At 53.7% G+C, this 19,409-nt stretch carries 14 protein-coding genes; 1 reads left to right on the top strand and 13 read right to left on the bottom strand.

Annotated elements, in window-relative coordinates; genetic code table 11:
* Window positions 1-15 precede the first annotated feature (15 nt).
* The 10 genes from CLFS41_RS16500 to argC form a co-directional block, all read right to left on the bottom strand.
* Complete coding sequence (locus tag CLFS41_RS16500; RefSeq protein WP_052665781.1) at window positions 16-1,143, bottom strand: hypothetical protein; 1,128 nt, start codon at window positions 1,141-1,143, stop codon at window positions 16-18.
* Window position 1,144: 1 nt separating this feature from the next.
* On the bottom strand, window positions 1,145-2,368 hold the full coding sequence (locus CLFS41_RS16495) for a hypothetical protein (protein WP_052665779.1): 1,224 nt from the start codon (window positions 2,366-2,368) through the stop codon (window positions 1,145-1,147).
* Window positions 2,369-2,415: 47 nt separating this feature from the next.
* Window positions 2,416-3,630 (bottom strand): ABC transporter permease, encoded by a 1,215-nt coding sequence (locus CLFS41_RS16490; RefSeq protein ID WP_045092861.1) that lies wholly within the window; start codon window positions 3,628-3,630, stop codon window positions 2,416-2,418.
* Window positions 3,620-4,522, bottom strand: coding sequence for an ABC transporter ATP-binding protein (locus CLFS41_RS16485; RefSeq protein ID WP_007860758.1), 903 nt, complete (start codon window positions 4,520-4,522; stop codon window positions 3,620-3,622). Before CLFS41_RS16485 ends, CLFS41_RS16490 begins: the two co-directional genes overlap by 11 nt.
* A gap of 13 nt (window positions 4,523-4,535) precedes the next feature.
* Window positions 4,536-5,966 (bottom strand): efflux RND transporter periplasmic adaptor subunit, encoded by a 1,431-nt coding sequence (locus tag CLFS41_RS16480; RefSeq protein ID WP_045092860.1) that lies wholly within the window; start codon window positions 5,964-5,966, stop codon window positions 4,536-4,538.
* A 279-nt stretch (window positions 5,967-6,245) separates the two neighbouring features.
* Window positions 6,246-7,487 (bottom strand): aspartate aminotransferase family protein, encoded by a 1,242-nt coding sequence (locus CLFS41_RS16475; RefSeq protein WP_045092859.1) that lies wholly within the window; start codon window positions 7,485-7,487, stop codon window positions 6,246-6,248.
* Window positions 7,480-8,370, bottom strand: a complete 891-nt coding sequence (argB, locus tag CLFS41_RS16470; RefSeq protein ID WP_007860765.1) for an acetylglutamate kinase — start codon at window positions 8,368-8,370, stop codon at window positions 7,480-7,482. Before argB ends, CLFS41_RS16475 begins: the two co-directional genes overlap by 8 nt.
* Before the next feature lie 82 nt (window positions 8,371-8,452).
* A complete protein-coding gene (gene argJ, locus CLFS41_RS16465; protein WP_347468573.1) occupies window positions 8,453-9,676 on the bottom strand; it encodes a bifunctional glutamate N-acetyltransferase/amino-acid acetyltransferase ArgJ in 1,224 nt (407 codons plus the stop codon).
* A gap of 93 nt (window positions 9,677-9,769) precedes the next feature.
* On the bottom strand, window positions 9,770-10,234 hold the full coding sequence (locus CLFS41_RS16460; protein ID WP_007860768.1) for a GNAT family N-acetyltransferase: 465 nt from the start codon (window positions 10,232-10,234) through the stop codon (window positions 9,770-9,772).
* 50 nt (window positions 10,235-10,284) lie between these two features.
* A complete protein-coding gene (argC, locus tag CLFS41_RS16455) occupies window positions 10,285-11,325 on the bottom strand; it encodes an N-acetyl-gamma-glutamyl-phosphate reductase (RefSeq protein WP_007860769.1) in 1,041 nt (346 codons plus the stop codon).
* A 290-nt stretch (window positions 11,326-11,615) separates the two neighbouring features.
* Between argC and CLFS41_RS16450 the strand changes: the two genes are divergently transcribed.
* Window positions 11,616-12,848, top strand: a complete 1,233-nt coding sequence (locus CLFS41_RS16450) for an argininosuccinate synthase (RefSeq protein ID WP_007860770.1) — start codon at window positions 11,616-11,618, stop codon at window positions 12,846-12,848.
* 10 nt (window positions 12,849-12,858) lie between these two features.
* On the opposite strand, the gene CLFS41_RS16445 is transcribed toward CLFS41_RS16450, so the two are convergent.
* The 3 genes from CLFS41_RS16445 to CLFS41_RS16435 form a co-directional block, all read right to left on the bottom strand.
* Window positions 12,859-13,350, bottom strand: a complete 492-nt coding sequence (locus tag CLFS41_RS16445) for an N-acetyltransferase (RefSeq protein ID WP_007860771.1) — start codon at window positions 13,348-13,350, stop codon at window positions 12,859-12,861.
* Window positions 13,351-13,416: 66 nt separating this feature from the next.
* The gene (locus tag CLFS41_RS16440; protein WP_045092858.1) at window positions 13,417-17,628 is read right to left on the bottom strand and encodes a DEAD/DEAH box helicase; all 4,212 of its coding nucleotides are present in this window, start codon (window positions 17,626-17,628) and stop codon (window positions 13,417-13,419) included.
* Window positions 17,619-19,409, bottom strand: coding sequence for a hypothetical protein (locus tag CLFS41_RS16435; RefSeq protein ID WP_045092857.1), 1,791 nt, complete (start codon window positions 19,407-19,409; stop codon window positions 17,619-17,621). The genes CLFS41_RS16440 and CLFS41_RS16435 overlap by 10 nt, the downstream gene beginning before the upstream one ends.

Raw genomic sequence — 19,409 nt, 5'->3', positions numbered from 1 at the left:
AGCATCGGGCAGAATTCAGTTAGTGGCCATCAATCCCTTCACCGCCCAGTCATACATATCCATGGCCTGCTGAAAATTCACATCTGCCTGGGCCTTGGCTGCCGCCCCGTCCAGATAGGATGATCTGGCTTCCAGGTATTCCTGTCTGGAGAGCATGCCCAGGTCCATCTTGTTGGAAGCGGCCTTCCACTCTGCCTCCCGGGCTGCCTGGGCCGTTACAGCGCTCTGCCACATGGTGCGTCCGGCCAGAACATTTTGGTACAGTGTATCCATCTGGCCGTACATGGTTGCTTCGCCCTCCTCAATTGTCCGTTGGCGGACATGGTGCTCTTTAATGGTTCCTCCGGAGGAGCTGCCCCTCTGCTGTCTCAGTTCGTAGTTATTCCCAAGGGCTCTCCACTTATCCGCCTCCAGGGTGATCCCATCCACACGGCTCTGATCCGGAACGGGTAACATGCCGATCTGGACCTGGGAATCCCCGGGATATCCCGTAACCATCAGAAGTTCCTTCCTGACACGCTCCATATCATCCTGAAGGGACTGTGCCTTGTTGGCTGCCGCTGTTGCTGCCTTTCCCGCCTCATCCGCCGCTGCCTGGGATACCATTCCAAGGCCGGCCTGACGCATTGCTTTCTCGTATTTCCCCTGCATAAGCTCGGCTTCTGCAAGGGCGCCTTCCTGCTCTGCCCTGAGACTGTGGTAAGTCCCCATAAGGCTCTGGGCGGTCCATATCATGGTATCTTCCATCCTGCGCAGGGACATGGTGCTGGAACTTCCCTTGGCTGAGCGGATCTGCTTATCCATATCCTTTGCAGCCTCCTCCAGGACCTTTGCCTGGGCCCTGTAATTGCTTGCCCCATCGGAATCCCCATTTTTCTCCATATCCTCCGCTTCCTCCCGCAGGCGGCGTCTTGTTTCCATCATCTCTTCCCTTGCGGATTCATAACGTCCCAGCCTGGTTTCATACAGGGTCCGCTCCATCTGGACCTGGGGAGAATAGGTTTTTACCAACTCCGGCAAATCGCTGTACTGGATGGCCTGGGCTCCCCAGGCCGTCTGGCCACTACTGCTCACAGCCCCTGCCGCGGAAAATGCCAGGCAGGCGCTCATCAATGCCGGAACGATTCGTCTGATCCTGACCATATCATGCTCCCTCCGTCTGCGCCAGTCCATTCACAGACCACCGGTAATCCTCCATGGCCTGTCTGAACCTGAGTCCGGCCACATCATTTGAAGACTGTTTGGATGCCAGCCCGTCCCGCTGCTGCAGGTACTCGTTTCTGGAAATAGTGCCAAGGCTGTAGCGGCGTTCAGCTGCCTGGGCATTTCTCACCGCCAGCTCCAGCTCCCCCCGTGTCTGGTCATAGTCTGCCTGAGCCTGTTTTAAAAGCTTATACTTGGCTTCCACATCCGCCTCAATCTGCCGGCGTCCGCTTTCTACCTTGCGCTCCATCACATCATACTGGTTTCCCACACCGGTATATTTCAGGCGGCGTTCGTTGGCCGCCTGGGTGTAATTGGTGGTTTTGGCTCTTTCCTTATCAGCTGCCAGATCAATGGAATCCACCTCACCGGAATCAGGTACAACGATCTCCTGAATATCCGGCCGGGCATCATAGCTCCAGCCCGTCATAACGCACAGTTCCCTGCGGAGGGCGTCCATCTCCTTTTCATTGGTCTGGATTGCCGCCTGGGCTGCTTCCGCCTTCTCCTGGGCGGACAGAAGCTCAGCCTGGGTCACCATGCCCTGGCCTGCTTTCACTGCCGCTGACTGATACTGGGAAAGGGCTGTGGCTGCCGCTTCCTCAAGGGCGGGCATTGCTTTAAATTTCTGCCAATAGGAGTTCATCTTGGCCTGGGCTTCCTTTACAAGGGATGCCTCCTGCCTGTCATATTCCAGTTTCTTTACATAGCCGTCTTCGTTCTGGGAATCCGCCATGTCCTGGTTCTGCTCGGCCTGAAGCCGGGCGCCGATCGCACCTGCCGCCATACTGCCGTATCCAGGCTGGTCCTCGTCCGTGGCGTCCATCATCTTATCACTGGAATCGTAAAGCTTATCCGCCATGTCCTGATAGGCATTTTTCATATCGTCATGGTCCTTGCCCCTGTACTCGTCATACTCTATCCTGTTATTGATCACAGTCACATTATACTCATGAATCAGGTCCGCCAATTCATCATATTCCAGCACATTGTCGCGAAGGGACGCCCACTTTTCCCCAGTATAGGCAAACTCCGGACTGGCCCAGGCAGTAAACGGTGCCGCTGCACTGACGGACACCGCCAGAAACATGGCGCCAAGACAGGTGCCATGATGTCTCAGGCGCGCCCGGATCCTCCTTTTGTCCTTCCTGCTGTTATCTATCATTAACAAACCTCTTTTCTAATAAAAACCTTTCTTCTGTTACCTTCCTGTTACTCATAGCGCAGCGCGTCAATGGGGTCTGACTTAGCTGCCTTGGACGCGGGATAAAGTCCAAAGAAAATACCCACCACCGCTGAAAAGGATACGGCCACAAGGATGACTCCCGGCTTTATAATGACCGGCATTCCCAGTGCCAGGCCTCCCAGGGACACAAGCCCCACGCCCATGACCACGCCTATGATCCCGCCGCAGGCCGACAGGATTGCCGACTCTGTGAGAAACTGGATCAGCACATCCTGCGTCCTGGCTCCCAGGGCCTTTCTGATACCGATCTCCCTGGTCCGCTCCGTAACGGATACCAGCATGATATTCATGATGCCGATGCCGCCTACCAGAAGGGAAATGGCTGCAATACCGCCAACTGCCATGGACAGGCCTCCCATCATGGCATCCACCGAGGTCATCTCCTGCATGGCCGTGTACATGTACATATCCTCCGCCTGCCTGCCGTGCATCTTGGCCGCATATGCCTTAAACTGTTCAAAGAACTGGTCCAGGTTCACATCATCCTTGGCATATACGTGAAGCTGGTAGAAATAGTCATTGGGCCAGGTGAGAAGGGTATATGGTATGAACGCAGCCCCTTTATCGCTGTTGCTGCCGCCCATCATCAGTGCCTGGAAGGCATTGACATTCTTCCGGTACACGCCCACCACTGTAAAATCCTCCGTGCTGCCGTATATGGTGGTGCGGAATGATTTTCCCACTGCATTCTCTATGCCAAAGAGCTTCAGGGCGCTGTCCGTGTCCATGACCGCATTTTTCTTCCTGCCAAGTATATCTCCCTCATTCAGATACCGGCCGTAAACCATGTTCACCGGCTGTACATCCTGGTAATTATAGTCAATCCCCTGAAACTCAAACTTGATCTTGGTACGCTTGTAACTGGCGTCAGCGCTGGTATAGGCGCTGCTGTCAATGTAAGCGACTTCATCTTTGAATGCCTCCCTGGCCCGCTCCATCTCATCTAATGTAAAATAATCGCTCTGCCTTACATCATCCAGCCAGTAACCAACGGATACATATGCCTGGGTAATGCCCACGTCCTTGTACAGGTCTGCAAAAAGCCCTCTCATGGTATCCCCAATGGATACAATGGATATAACAGAACCAATACCGATTATAATGCCCAGCATGGTGAGGGCGGAACGCATCTTGTTTGCGCGGATGGCGGAAAATGCCATCTTCATATTCTCAATCAGCATCCTCTGCCTCCTTTCCGGAGCCGCAGGCACGCGTTCCATGGAAATCGTCCCCATGGACATTCAGCGTGTCGCTCTGTATCTGCCCATCGCTGAACCGGATAACCCGGTCCGCAAATGCGGCTATGTCTTCCTCATGGGTAACCACCACCACGGTGGCCCCTTCCTGGTGCAGCTGGCTGAACAGCTCCATGATCTCAATGGAGGAAGCCGTATCCAGGTTGCCTGTTGGCTCATCAGCCAGGATCAGGGGCGGTTCGTTGGCCAAAGCCCTTGCAATGGCCACCCTCTGCCTCTGTCCTCCTGAGAGCTCGTTGGGCATATGGTCCTGTCTTGTCCCCAGGCCCACCCGCTCCAGCAGCATTCCGGCCCTCTGGAGACGCTTTGCCTTTGGTACCCTGGCATAAGTCATGGGCAGCTCCACATTTTTAAGAGCCGATGTCCTGGAAATCAGGTTAAAGGACTGGAACACAAACCCTATCTTCCGGTTCCTGATATCGGACAGCTCATCCGGTGTCATCTCCGCCACATCCACGCCATCCAGGTAATAATGTCCCAGCGTAGGGCGGTCCAGGCACCCCAGAATATTCATAAGGGTGGATTTTCCAGAACCGGAATGCCCCATAATGGCCACAAACTCGCCCCGGTCTATGGTGAGGTTGATCTTCTTAAGTCCCAGAACCTTGATGGCTCCGGTATCATATATCTTTACCAGGTTTTCCAGCTTGAGCAGGGGACCGTCCCCGGCCTCCTGGTGCGGGGCATGAAGGGGAAGGAGCAGCCGCCTGAGCCAGGCCGGGTGTATGTGCGGCGCCAGGCGGAAGGTGATTTTTTTATATGTATATCCCTGGGTAAATCCCTTTTGAAAGCCCTGTTTTATTTTGTCTATTTTCATTAGACGCCTCCTGCTACTGCGGGCGCACGATCACATCCGCGCCATCCACCATCATGGGATTGGGATTCTGGATGACCTGCATGCCCTCTTCCAGTACCGTATCGTCCGTTGGTATCACTTCCACTAACACATCACCGTCCACGCCAATGGTAACCGGTATGCGCTTGACCTTCAAATCCTGCACAATGGCAATATATGTAGTGTCCCCGTCATCCAGAAGGGCGGTTGTCGGAACCACAAATGCATCCTCCGACTCCTTGATCAGCAGTTCCGCCTTGGCTGTAATGCCGGCGATCAGCTTTGTGTCCTGCCCATCCACACGGATGGTAGTGGGGATGACCCGCTCCGTGGAGCCGCCTCCCTTTTCCTCGCCGGTGGGCGATATCTTGATCACCTCGCCGTTTACCGTGCCGCCGTCCAGGATGTCTGCGCTGATCACAGCCGACTGTCCCACCTTTACCTTTCCGATGGAGAACTCGCTGACCTTGATCTCCAGTTCCAATTGTTCCAGGTTCTCTATGCTGAATATAGGTTTGTCATCTTCCACCTTGTCGGCAAACTGACCCACCTTGGAATTGACCCTGACGACCGTACCGTCAATGGTACTTTTGATCTGGGTATTTTCCAGTTCTTCCATCTTCTTTTCCAGGTCATACCGGGCATTTTCTATCTGAAGTTCATATGACTTATCCGCCACGCCCTTTCCATTGACCACCGTATAGCCATCCATGGTGCGCTTTGCATCATTTAACGCATTGGCGCTGGCCTCCAGATCCATCTGGGAAATATCCCCGGTGGCAAACAGCTGGCTGTTGCGGCTGTGGTCCATGCCGGCCTTCTGGAAATCCTGTGCCGCTTTCTCATATCCCAGAGCAGCTTCCTTATCCTTTTCCTGCTTGTTATTCACTGCCAGGTCATAGGCGTTCTGGGCAATCCGCACTTCCCGCTCCAGGTCCGTGCTGTCCAGCACTGCCAGCACCTGGTCCTTATGGACCTGGTCGCCCTCCTTTACATTCATGGCCGTGATCTCGGCATGGATATTGGATACAACATCCACGCTGTCCGTCCCGGACACCGGGCCGCTTAAGGACAGCTTTTCCTGTATGGACTGCTTTGACAAAGGAAGGACATCCACCATCATCCCCGTGTTCTTGCTGCTTCCCCCAAACCGGGAACTTATGAACACGGCTGCGATCACAATAACCGCTGCTGTAATGATCTTGCGTCTGCGGCTCCATCCCTTGATCCGTTTTATCAGACCCTGTTTTTCCGAATATCCGTTTTCTCCTTTATTTTTCTTTCTTTTTTTCTTTTTCTTACCGTTTCCTCCATCTTCCTCAGGCGCCATTAACGCCTCCACCCTGCGGTCTATCTCCTCTGATTCTTTCATCTCAGCCTGTATGGCATCCAAATCCACATCCTCTGTTCTTTTCTCACGCTCCATGCCGCCCTCCTGAATCCATTCTTTACTGTACTATTTATATTAATACAGTTATATCACATTTCTTACTATGCTACAAGAAAAATAAACATAATGCCTTTCTTTGTTCATTCCATAAGGCCATTATAGAGGGTTGGGCTAAATATTTCATCCAGTATTTTCATAACAATTTATAAATGAAAACGAAAGAATTACTTAAGGCAGCCTAATAAAAGGTGGAAAAAGAAATGCTCCGGGAAGATCATTCTTTTCCCGAAGCATTTCTCTTATCATCTCTTTCCTCTAAAATGAGGCCTTAATCGCCCGTCTAAGTCTCAGGATCATCTCGTCCACATCCCCCTCCCTGATCACCAGAGGCGGTACAAAACGTATGATGTCGGCTCCCGCGCTGATGAGCACAAGCCTTTGTTCCAACAGTGCGCCGGACACCACGGGACCCACCGGACCGGCAAATTCCAGTCCCTGGATCAGGCCCATTCCCCGGCGTTCTTTTACCACATCAAATTCATTTACCAATCCATCCAGCTTTTCAGCCAGGTAAGCGCCTATTTTCCTCACATGCTCCACCATGTGGCGCTTTTCAAATAGATCCAGCACCGCGCTTGCACCCGCTGTCACCAGGGGATTCCCCCCGTAGGTGGTCCCGTGATCACCGGGCACCATGGCGTCCGCCGCCTTGCCCCGGGCCAGGAATGCGCCCACGGGAAGGCCGTTTCCAAGGGCCTTTGCCACGGTCATCACATCCGGCTTCACGCCGTAATGCTGCCATGCGAACATTTCACCTGACCGCCCCATACCACACTGTATCTCATCCAGGATCAAAAGCAGGTCATGTTCATCACAGAGGGCCCGGACGCCCTTTATAAACCCTTCCTCTGCAGGGTAAATACCTCCCTCTCCCTGGATAGTCTCCATGATGACCGCGCAGGTCTTGTCATTGATCAATGCCTTGACGCTGTCCAGATTATTAAAATCCGCAAAACGGATGCCGGGAACCAGGGGCTTAAAGGGCTCCTGATAATGGGCATTGCCGGTAACAGACAAGGCCCCCAGGCTGCGCCCGTGGAACGAGTGGTTCATGGCAATGATCTCACCGGTCATGTCCGCATCCACGTCCTCACATCCCTCAGCCCCATCTCCCATGGATTCATGGAGTTTGTTATAGTGATAACGCTTAGCAATCTTTAAGGCGCCTTCAATGGCCTCTGTCCCGCTGTTGGTAAAGAATACCTTATCCATCCGGGATACCTTTAACAGCTTCTCCCCAGCCTCCACCGCGGGCTGGTTGTAGAACAGATTGGATATATGGGTCAGCTTGTGAAGCTGCTCTTCCACCGCCTTTGTATACTCCTCATCCCCATATCCCAGCCCCATAACGGCAATTCCCGCGCCAAAATCCAGGTATTCATTGCCCTCTGTGTCGTAAAGCTTTACGCCCTGTCCGTGGTCAAACACCACAGGAAAACGGTTATACGTCTTATAAAGGGCGTGTTCCGCCCGGTCGATCAACTGTTTGTCAGCCATGATAGTACCTCTCATCTTCCTCAGAATTAAATATGGCGGTCCCAATGCCCCGGTCCGTGAAAATCTCCAGCAGCAGGCAGTGCGGGATGCGGCCGTCCAGTATATGTACCCGTGATACCCCGCTGGTTATGGCATTGATGCAGTTCTGGAGTTTTGGAAGCATTCCGCCTCCCAGCATTCCGCTGCTCACAAAGCTCTGCGCCTCCTGCACCGTCATTTCGGAGATCAGGGACTCTTTGTCGTCAAAGTCCTTATAAACTCCCTCCACATCCGTGAGGAATGCCAGCTTTTCCGCCTGTACTGCGGTTGCAATGGCACAAGCAGCGTCATCCGCATTCACATTATAGCTTAAGAACTCGTCATCAAACCCAATGGGACATATGATGGGCAGGAAATCCTTTTCCAGCAGGTCATAAATGATCTTGGGATCGACCTTCTCCACCTCGCCCACGTATCCGATGTCCTCGCCCCCTGAATACTTCTTATGGCACTTCAGCATCATGCCGTCCTTGCCGCTGATCCCCACCGCCTTGATGCCCAGCTCATTAACCAGCTGGACCAGGCTTTTATTCACTTTGTTCAGCACCATCTCCGCTATTTCCATGGTAGGTTCATCCGTGACCCTGAGCCCATTGATAAACTGGGCCTCCATACCCACCTTATTTACCCATTTGCTTATTTCCTTGCCCCCGCCGTGGACAATAATGGGCTTAAAGCCTACCAGCTTTAAAAGCACCACATCCTGGATCACCTTTTTCTTCAGTTCTTCATCCAGCATGGCGCTGCCGCCGTACTTGACAACCACGATCTTCCTGTTAAACCTTTGGATATAAGGCAGTGCCTCAATCAGCACAGCCGCTTTCTGCATCGGTTCCAAATTCATCTCATTCTCCTCCTCGTTATGAGCACTTAGAGACCGTGTTTTGGTCTCTTACGTGCGATACATGACATCTCCGCTTGGCCGCTTAAGACCTGTAATCCGCGTTGATCTTCACATAGTCCAAAGTCAGGTCACACCCCCATGCCGTTGCCTGGGCATCTCCCATCTTGATATCCGCCACTGCGGTGACCTGGGGCTGGGACAGTATCTTTGTGGCCTGCTCCTCGCTGTAGTCCACGGCCACGCCGTCCTTTATGATCTGCATTTCACCGGCAGCGCTCTTAAAGAACAGATCCACCTTTTCCGGGTCAAAGCTGGCTCCGGAATACCCCATGGCACAGAGGATCCTGCCCCAGTTGGCGTCATGGCCAAAGATGGCAGCCTTGGTCAGGCTGGAGGTGATGACGGATTTGGCCAGCACCTTGGCCTGGTCCTTTGTCTTTGCGCCCACAATGGTCACCTCAAACAGGGCCGTGCATCCCTCGCCGTCCCCGGCCATTTTCTTGGCCAGAGTTTCATTGATATAGTTAAGCGCCTTGCAGAACACCTGATAATCACTGTTCTTTTCCCTTATCTCCTCATTCCCTGCCAGTCCGTTGGCCAGAAGGAGCACTGTGTCATTGGTGGAGGTATCACCGTCCACGGAGATCATATTATATGTATCCTTAATGTCCTCACTGAGGGCTTCCTGGAGCATTTCCTTGCTGATCGCCGCGTCCGTGGTCACAAAGCTGAGCATGGTGCACATGTTGGGATGGATCATGCCTGAGCCCTTGCACATCCCGCCCATGGTCACGGTAACCCCGCCCAGCTCAAACTGTACGGCCACTTCCTTATTCTTAGTATCCGTGGTCATAATGGCTTTGGATGCCTCCGTCCCGCTGTCCGTCCCGCCGTCCAGTAAAGGCGCCATGGCCTCGATGCCCGCCTTGATCTTATCCATGGGCAGCTGCTTTCCGATCACTCCGGTGGAAGCCACCAGCACGCTCTCTGCCGGAATACCCAGCACTGCTGCGGCTGCATCCGCAGTCTGGCTGCAGTATCCCATGCCTTCCTCACCGGTGCATGCATTTGCAATGCCCGCGTTGATAACAACGGTACGGGCCGGCACATTGCCGGTAACCTGGTTCTTATCCCATTTCACAGGAGCTGCCTTCACAATATTGCTGGTAAATGTACCCGCCGACTTACAGGGCGCCTCGCTGTAGATCAGGGCCATATCCTTTCTGTCCCTGTATTTGATCCCTGCCGCAGTGGATGCTGCCTTAAATCCTTTGGCAGCAGTCACACCGCCTGCTATCTTCCTGATTCCATCCACATTTCCGCTCATCACTTGATTCCTCCGTTTATTCCGCTTATGCAGCGATCTCCAACATCTTTGGTAACCGCGGCCACAGCCGTGTCAGCGCACAAAACGCGTTATATTTTCCTCATTTAAAATAAATTCATAACTGTTGACATCTTCTCTCTCGGTCCATCCAATCCCCTGCCAGAAGGCGTTTCCCACCTCATTGTTTTTAAATGCGATCAGGCTGATCTTGCTCACCCCTTCACGCTGAAGGGCTTCCATGGCTGTCCGGACCATACGGTATCCGATTCCATGCTTCCTGTACCCCGGAGCCACACACACATGGTAAAAGCACCCGGTCCTTCCGTCATGCCCGCAGAGGATATTTCCGATGATCAGTCCATTCTGGACAGCTACCACGCTGGTGGTCGGGTTTCTTTTAAGGAAACGCTCCACCCCCTCCCGGGAATCGTCAATGCTTCTGATCCCAAAGCCTTTGATATCTGTCCAAAGCTCATAGACCTGTTCGTAATCCTCGATCGTCATCTCCCGGATGAGGATATCCATTGTTCCTGCCATGATAAGCATTCCCTTTCTATGGAAATTTCAAACCCGTTCCGATTTCCTTCTTAGGGAAATGCCGGAATCTGCTTAAGCCCCGTATTCTCCGGCAATCCGAACATCAGGTTCATGTTCTGGACGGCCTGGCCCGCGGCGCCTTTGACCATATTGTCAATTGCTCCCATGATCACAATACGGTTTGTTCTTGGATCGATCTTAAAATTCACATCTGCAAAATTGCTTCCCTCCACCCATCGGGTCTGGGGCACCACATCCCTGTCCAGCACACGGACAAAATATTCTTCCTTATAATACTTGTCGTAGGCTGCCCTTACTTGCTCATAGGTAACTTCCTTTGTCAGGGAAGCGTAGGCGGTTACCAGGATCCCACGGTTCATGGGCACCAGGTGGGGAGTAAAGCTGATGGTCACCGGCTTCCCTGCAGCATAGGACAGCTGCTCCTCGATCTCCGGCGTGTGTCTGTGGGATCCCACGCCGTATGCCTTGATATTCTCATTCACCTCACAGTACAGACTGTCCACCTTTGCGCCCCTGCCCGCTCCGGAGGTCCCTGACTTGGCATCAATGATCAGGGTATTGGGGTCGATCAGCCCTTCCTTAACAAGGGGGTATGCGGATAAGAAGGAACAGGTGGGGAAACATCCCGGATTGGCAATGATCCTGGCTTTCTTTATCTTCTCCCTGTTGATCTCAGGAAGACCGTACACGGCCTCCTCAATAAACTGTGGCGACCCATGGGTGAGTTTATACCACTTTTCATAAACGGCAACATCCTTGATCCTGAAGTCAGCGCTCAGGTCGATCACCTTTGACTTTGATAAAATGTCCTCATCCACCAGGGAAGCGCACAGCCCCTGGGGCGTTGCGGTAAAGATCACATCCACCTGCCCGGCCAGTTCCTTCATATTATCATCCATGCAGTCCGCGTCCACGATCCGGAACATATTCTGGTATAAGGATGCATAACTTTGCCCGATGTAGCTTCTGGAGCCATACCATTTGATCTCTATGTCATCCCTCTGAAGCAGAAGCCTTGCCAGCTCTCCTCCTGCATATCCTGTGGAACCGATGATTCCTGCCTTAACCATATCCATTCTCCTTATACATATTTATAAAGTATTTGTAACTGCTCAGAATAACTCGTCTTCTTATCCGGAAAATACACCAATACCCTAATTATAGTAACTTTTCCCACAAAAGGAAAGTATCTTTTAGGACCGGCTTTTCACCGTGTTTCTCTTGATTTTCATAATTATACATTACAAATGCATAATATGCAACATTTTTTAAAATTTTTATTTTAGTGCTTGCATTTTCCTGCATAATGTTGTATATTTATGAAAGTTCAATTAGAGAGCAATATCAGGAGGATATAGATATGAAAGAGAAAGTAATTTTAGCTTATTCCGGCGGGCTTGATACCACCACCATTATTCCGTGGTTAAAGGAAAATTTTGGTTATGAAGTAATCTGCTGCTGCATCGACTGCGGTCAGGGCAATGAATTGGACGGCCTTGAGGAGAGAGCAAAATTATCCGGAGCTTCCAAATTATATATTGAAGATTTAGTAGATGATTTCAGTGAAAACTACATTATGCCCTGTGTTAAGGCAAATGCAGTATATGAGAATAAATACCTTCTGGGCACTTCCATGGCACGTCCTGCCATTGCAAAATGCCTGGTGGAGATCGCCCGCAAGGAAGGCGCCACCGCCATATGCCACGGCGCTACCGGAAAAGGCAATGACCAGATCCGTTTTGAGCTGAGCATCAAGGCTCTGGCTCCTGATCTTAAGATCATTGCTCCATGGCGTATGACCGATGTATGGACCATTCAGTCTCGTGAAGATGAGATCGAGTACTGCAAGCAGCACGGTATTGACCTGCCCTTTTCAGCTGATTCCAGCTACAGCCGTGACCGCAACCTGTGGCACATCAGCCACGAAGGCCTGGAACTGGAGGACCCGTCCCTGGAGCCCAACTTCGACCATCTGCTGGTCTTGAGCGTATCTCCTGAGAAAGCTCCCGACCAGGGCGAATATGTGACCATGACATTTGAAAAAGGCGTTCCCACCAGCGTGAACGGCGAAAAGATGAAAGTGGCCGACATCATCCGTAAATTAAATGAGCTGGGCGGCAAGCACGGCATCGGTATAGTGGATATCGTGGAAAACCGTGTGGTTGGCATGAAGTCCCACGGCGTATATGAAACTCCGGGCGGAACCATTCTGATGGAAGCACATCAGCAGCTGGAAGAACTGGTATTAGACCGCGCCACCATGGATGCCAAGAAAGACATGGGCAATAAGATGGCCCAGATCGTATACGAGGGAAAATGGTTCACGCCGCTGCGTGAAGCAGTCCAGGCATTTGTTGAGTCCACCCAGGAATATGTCACAGGCGAAGTAAAATTCAAGCTGTACAAGGGCAATATCATCAAGGCCGGAACCACATCCCCCTACTCCTTATACAGCGAGTCCCTGGCCTCCTTTACAACAGGCGACCTGTATGACCACCACGATGCCGATGGCTTCATCACGCTGTTCGGCCTGCCTCTTAAGGTCCGCGCCATGAAGATGGCTGAGGTGAAGGCTGAGAATAAGGGGAACTGATCACAGTCTGTTACAGCACAATATAATGGGGAATAATATCCTCATACCTGCCGTCCTTCATCAGGAAACCTCCTGGTATTACGCCCAGCCGCGTAAATCCCAGTTTTTGGTACAGATGAAGGGCGGCTTCATTTGTTTTGACCACGGCGTTAAACTGAAGGATGCCAAAGCCCAGCTCCCTTCCCTTTTCCATGCAGTGGCGCACCAGCTTCTCCCCGATCTGCCGGCCCCTCATATCCCATTTCACAGCATAGCTGGCATTGCAGATGTGGCCGCACCGTCCCACATTGTTGGGGTGCAGGATATACAGGCCTACCATGGCCCCGCTGTGCCTGTCAAATGCAGTTCCCGTAAAAGACTGTTCTGAAAAAAATGCATCCGCGCTTTCTTTGGTCAGGCAGTCCGTTTGGGGAAATGCGATCCCCTCCTCCACAATATGGTTCCAGATCACAGCCGCTTCCTCTGCATCGTCCCTTGTGTATTCTCTTATGATCATATCCATGTAAGATTTTCCTCCCTTGCAGTCTGCCCTGGGGATTTTTAGGACAGACGATTCCTTTTAATTTTCTCACCGGTACAGCACATAGTCGTTCATTTCCTTCACAAAACCGGCTCCCCTCAGCACATCCTCAGACTCCTTTGGATATTCCTTAAGGATCAGCCGCTTTAATTCCGGAAACAGGGCCTTTCCCTGGAACTCCTTAATAAATTCCTTCAGTACCTGCTCCAACACCTCTGTCTCAAATACGCGCAGCACCTTGCCCTGGCGTTCCATAACCGCGGCAATGCGTCCTGACCGGAGGCCGGCTGCGGTTCCGGGTACATTTAAAAAATCCCTGCCCTCAGGCTGTTCCAGAGCCTTTCCCCATATCTGGGCAGGGTCCCATGCATTCAGCCATACCACCTCGTCCTCCGGCGTCTTCAGCACAGCTGTGATCCCCTCATACTCTTCCTTCCGTATGAACTGGGCCCCTGACATTCCTTCCACAAAGTACCCTCTGCGCACCCTTCCGGTATACTCCCAGATCCTGAGCAGTTCCATGGCCTGCTGGTAACTCCATGAGGGCCCGGCGGAAACGGAACCAGGACCCGCAGGATCGTGACCCGCCAAACCGTAAGGCGAACCGGCGCAGGCCGCAGCAGCCCTTGCAAATGTCTCCCTGCACATGACAGGCTGCTCAAGGAAAAACAGGTCCAGCCACTCCTCCATGGACTTTGCTTTTAATGGGCGCACAATATCCCAGCGCCCTGCTGACAAGGCCATTACCCGGGCATTGGCCCGCTGCCTTGCAGTGGCTTTTTTTACCTTTTCCCGGTTCTGCCACTGGCGTACCGGCACGAAGCTGTCCGCGCATACCAGCCCCTTTTCCGCCAGGCTCAGCAACACCTCCTGGGCGCTTTTTTCTTTTGGGATGTCTGTGAGAAATCTTAAAAAACTGGCGCCTCTGCGTTTCAGTTCCCCGTACAAAAGCCTTTCATCCCCCTCCAGCTGTTTCTCTGCATCAGGAAGCGGGGCATCCCAGTCAATATCCTCATACCGGCAGAAACACAGCGCGCCGTCCTCTCCCATTTTCCAGAAATAATCCCCCTCCGCCAGCAGCTTATCCAGCATCCCCCCGCTGTAATGCCTGACCCTTCGGGGCAGTATCACCGACTCCCAGAGCCTGACAGGGAACATTCTCCCGTAATACAGGTCCAGGGTCTTCTTTAACTGGTCCCCGGGCGTGGTATATGGCTTTGCCCTCCGGGCCAGCAATGCGCCGTAGTGGGCGCCGGGCTGGGTGGATGTCTCCAGACGCATACTGCGAAGTGTGGACTGTCTGGCTCTGTCGTACAGCTTTTTATGGTAGAAAACATGCTCCCACTCCACGATCTCATCCTGCTCCAGAAGACGGGCAAGGATTGCCTCTGTCCTCTCCGGGGTCAGGAAATATCGCTCCCTGATCTGGTCCGCGGTCTGTCCCCCGCGGTAGCGCAGCATTCTGCGCACAATGGAGGCAGCTTCCTCAAGTCCCCCCTCGGACAGGGCTTTTTCATAAAGTTCCTCCTGCTCCGCAGCGATCCAGAGCCCCGGCTCAATGTAAAGCGTCCGCCCCTGCCCTGCCAGAAGTTCCAGCCATTCCACCGGTACCTCAAGTTCTCCTGCAATCAGGCCCCCTTCTATCATCAGCAGGGAATGGAGCTGCTTCTCATCCCCTGGCAGCTTTGTCCGTTCCTGCTGCTTTTCCAGGACATTGGATGCAGGCCTGATCCCCTCCATGTATTTTAATTCGTCATAGACCGCCTGGCGGATCCCGGGTGTGGTGGGGGAATATTCATACATTTCCGCCGACTCCGCCTGCCACTGGAGAGGCAGGGACATGGGGGAAGGCACATCGGTACAGACCTCCCGCACCTTTATGGAGCCGGCGCGGATCCCATGGATGATCTGCATCACTCCATCTATGTCCCAGTGATCCTCCAGACATTCCCGCTTTGTCTCCCGGATCAGGGGATGGTTTTTCTCATGCATCAGGGAATCCAGCATTTCCGTACTCTTCAGCCGCTGCATCCACAAAGGCTGGCGGCCGTTTCGTTTCATGCCCATCATCAGCGCCCTGGCAGCATTATACCGGAATGTCATATTAAACAGAGGGGTGACGGGCAGCAGTGCTTCCAGTATATCCCGTACCCGGTCCGGATCCAGCCGGTATAAAAGCTGTTCCGGGATCGTCTCCTGCCCGTAGGGGTACAGCATAAACCCGTCCTCCTCATCCACACAGCCTGTGTCAAACCCGTATTCGGTCCTTACCATGTGCTGCAGCAGAAGGGATAACGGTCCGTTGACCCTGCGTCCAAAAAGGGCGTGGACCATCACCTGGTGTGAACCTGTGTGGTCGGTAAAATGTTCCGCCACTATGGTCCTGTGGTCAGGAAGCCCTCCCACCGCTTCCATCTGCCGTTTCAGAAAGCTTTCGGCACTGATCACCGATGCCTTGTCCAATCCCAGGCCGGCCAGTTCTTCCCCCAGCCTTCCCTGTTCCCCGGCCTCCCCCAGCCTGCCCAGAATCCTGCCAAACGCCAGACTGGTCTTTAAGGTGCGCCCCCTGGCTTCCCCTTTCCAGAAAGGCAGCCTGGCTCCCTCTGCTGACACCTGGGTGACATAAACCGTATCCTTATCGATCCTTGCGATCTTCCACGCAAAGGAGCCCAGCATGAACTTATCCCCACGCTGGGACTCATAGACAAACTCTTCATCCAGTTCACCTAATTTAACCCCGTCTTCGGTCTTGGCCGTGTACAGGCCTTTATCCGGTATAGTACCTCCGGCTGCCGTTGCAAGCATCCGGCTGTATGCGTCCCCGTCCACCCGCTCATGGATCCTGTCATACAGGACTCTTGGACGGACCGGAACATCCCTTCTGTGTTCATAGTCCCCGGCCAGCATACAAAGCAGGTCCTTCACATCCTCCCTGGTCACATCCTGAAAGGAATAGGCCCTGGCAAGGATCTCCATCACATCCTCCACCGTGTAGCCTTCCCCGTTTGCCATGGAGACCAGATGCTGGGCCAGCACATCCAGGCACAGCCGCGGCGGCTTGGTGTGCTCCACTCCTCCCTGCCTGGCCACCTGGGCCGTCATTCCGCAGTACACACTCTCAGGCGCGGTCCGGGGATACATATACATAACGCTTACCTTCCCCGGATTGTGACCGGCCCGTCCCAAACGCTGCATGGTGCTGGACACGGTGCGCGGGCAGCCGATCTGCAGAACAAGGTCCAGCTCCCCCACATCGATCCCCAGCTCCATGGAGGAGGTTGCGCACAGAAGCCGCAGACTTCCGTCCCTTAAATCCTGCTCTACCCCGGCCCGAGCCTCCTTGGACAGACTGCCGTGATGCACTCTGGCAAAACCGTCCCCTCCCAAAAGGTTGACATAGTAAGCCAGTTTCTCCGCATACCGGCGGCCCTCGGAAAAGGCAATGACACTCCTGTACTGCAGGCACTGGCGGTAAACTGCCTGTCCCAGTTCTTCCCACACAGGATCCTTCCTCCTGCCCTGGGCCGGCATGGTTCCCAGCACCTGGATCCTCACCTGCTTGTCCATGGCCGGAGCGCAGATCAGGGCCGGCTCCGGGGACAGATATGCCGCGGCCAGGTCAAGGGGTTCAATGGTCGCCGACAGTCCGATGCGCTGGAGCGGCCTTTTGCAGAGCCAGTCCAGCCTTGCAATGGAAAGCATCAGATGGGCGCCCCTTTTTGTATCGATCAGGGCATGAAGCTCATCCACGATCACTGCTTTTGCCGTTCTCAGCACGGTCTGCCCTGTTTTGGAGGTGAGCATCAGATACAGGGATTCCGGCGTGATGATAAGGATATGGGGCGGATGCCTGACCATTCTCTGCCGGTCCTTCTGGGGCGTGTCCCCGGTGCGGATCGCCACCCGGAGACCATCCGGCATCTTCCCCTCTCCCATCAGCTCCGTCTCTTGGCAGATCCCATCCAGGGGGCGGCGCAGGTTTTCCCTGATATCCCCTGCCAGGGATTTTAAGGGAGACACATAGATCAGGTACAGCTCCTCCTTCAGCCTCCCCTCCCGGGCCATGGCATTCAGCCTGTCTATAAATACAAGAAATGCGGACAGTGTCTTTCCTGTTCCCGTAGGCGCACTGACCAGCACGGAGCGGCCGGCGGCAATGGCGGGCCAGGTCTCCTCCTGGACTTTTGTGGGCGCTCCAAATGTCTTTAAAAACCACCGGGCCGTTGGCCGCGAAAATAGCTCTAACGCATCTACTGGCATGATTCCTCCATTCTTCTCACCTCTTCCCGGATCAACCCGCCCACCGTGTCGGCCAGCTGTCCGGCATCCCTGATCCTTACAAAGCTGCTGCCATATATCTTCCTGGCTCCCTCCAGCTCCTGATCCAGGCCATAAAAGACACCTATGACCCGAATCCCTTTTTTCTTCAGCTTCCTCACCTCATCCGCCGCATCCCGGATCCCTGTCTCCGCCTCATATTCCGTCTTTTTGAACCACACTCCCTGTGAGGGGATCTTTTTATCGTCATTGGGGCTGGCATCTGTGAGTATGATAAGAAGCCGGTTGGGGTACTGTGACTGCTCCATAAGATATCCCGCCCCTCTTAAAGCCAGTCCGTCCCGGTTCCATCCGCAGGCGGAATACCTGAACATATCCCGGTTCCCGTCCCTGTCTTTATATTCCCTCAATATATTAAAAACCGTATACCCGCAAAAGCTGCAAAAGGAATACACCTGAACCGGGATGCGGCAAAGGCGCAGGCTTTCGGCTATGATATACCCCTGGGAGGCGATCATCTCCTGCCTGTGGAGCTGGGAGGCGGAACCGTCCAGCATAATATCCACGGAAAAAGGAGCCGTGTCATTGATAATCTCCCTGTCAAACACCCGCATATCCCCCAGGCACCGCTCCCTCCACACCCTTCTTCCGTTCAGTTTTCCCATTCTTGCAGTCACTGATTCCGGTTCCTGCTCAATAAGAAGGGTATTTGCAATCTGTTCCTTCAGCCTGAGAATACAGTTTTGGTGCACATCCCTGTGAGCCTCATAGTATTCCCGGTTCTTCTTTTCCTGCTCCAGGGCTATGCGCTGCCGGCCCTGGGCTTCTTTTTCCAGCCTGCCCCGGGGACTGCCCGAACCGGCCGTAATCCGTCTCTCCCCTTTGGTAAAGTACAGATGGCAGCCCTCATGGCTGCCGGTGCACAGAAGTGATTCGATCCGCTGCAGTTCACGCACATGGTACACCGGGCTTCCAAAACATGTCTCTATATATTCCCGGCTCCACTCATCCCTGCCGGCTTCCCACAGTTCGCCCAGGAAATTCCCCAGCCGGCCTGTACGGCCTTCCTTTCCCTCCCCCTCCTTTTCCCCAGGCTTTTTGCCGTTCTTTCTACCGGGATCTTTGCCCTTTTCTTCCCCGGCCTCCTCCTCATAATCCTCCTCCGGATCATCCAGGCGTGTTATCATAAAACGGACAGCCGGCTTTTTCAAAAACAGCTTTCCCCTCCGGAAATGCCTCCGCCGCCCAGTCCCAATCCCCTCCTCAGGCACATCACACCGAAAATGAAAATATTCCCTCAGGATCATCCGGATCCGGGCTTCCACTTCCGCCTCTGTCAGCTTTCCCTTCATATCCATGTCACGGACCAGCCGCTGCTCTTTGGGCAGCAGCACGGTCCTGCCCCCCAGCGCCTTGCCAAAGTGGGCATTTCTCAGGGTAACTGCCAGCTCCTGCTCCCCGTCACTCCCAGAGTCCCTCAATATCCGCCGGGCATATTCCCGCCTTAATTCCGGAACCGCAGGACGGTCTTCCCGCTCCTGCTCATAGACGCACGTCTCCATGCAGAGCCAGTACACCGTATCGTACAGATCCTGAAAGGCCGCGCCCTCAAAGGCGCGGGGCAATGCCTCCAGACTTCCGCCCCCGTACCATTTGTGGGTCCATCCGATCACACTGTTGAGATACAAATCCGCCTTTCCCTCCCTGTCAAAGGCCATGAAAACCGGGCGGAAGGAATAATCCTCCGCCGCTGTCCATATCAT

Source organism: Clostridium sp. FS41 (assembly GCF_000954015.1).
Taxonomy (GTDB): Bacteria; Bacillota; Clostridia; order Lachnospirales; family Lachnospiraceae; genus Enterocloster; species Enterocloster citroniae.
The sequence above is the reverse complement of the archived record's forward strand: the minus strand, read 5'-3'. Positions and strand labels throughout refer to the sequence as shown.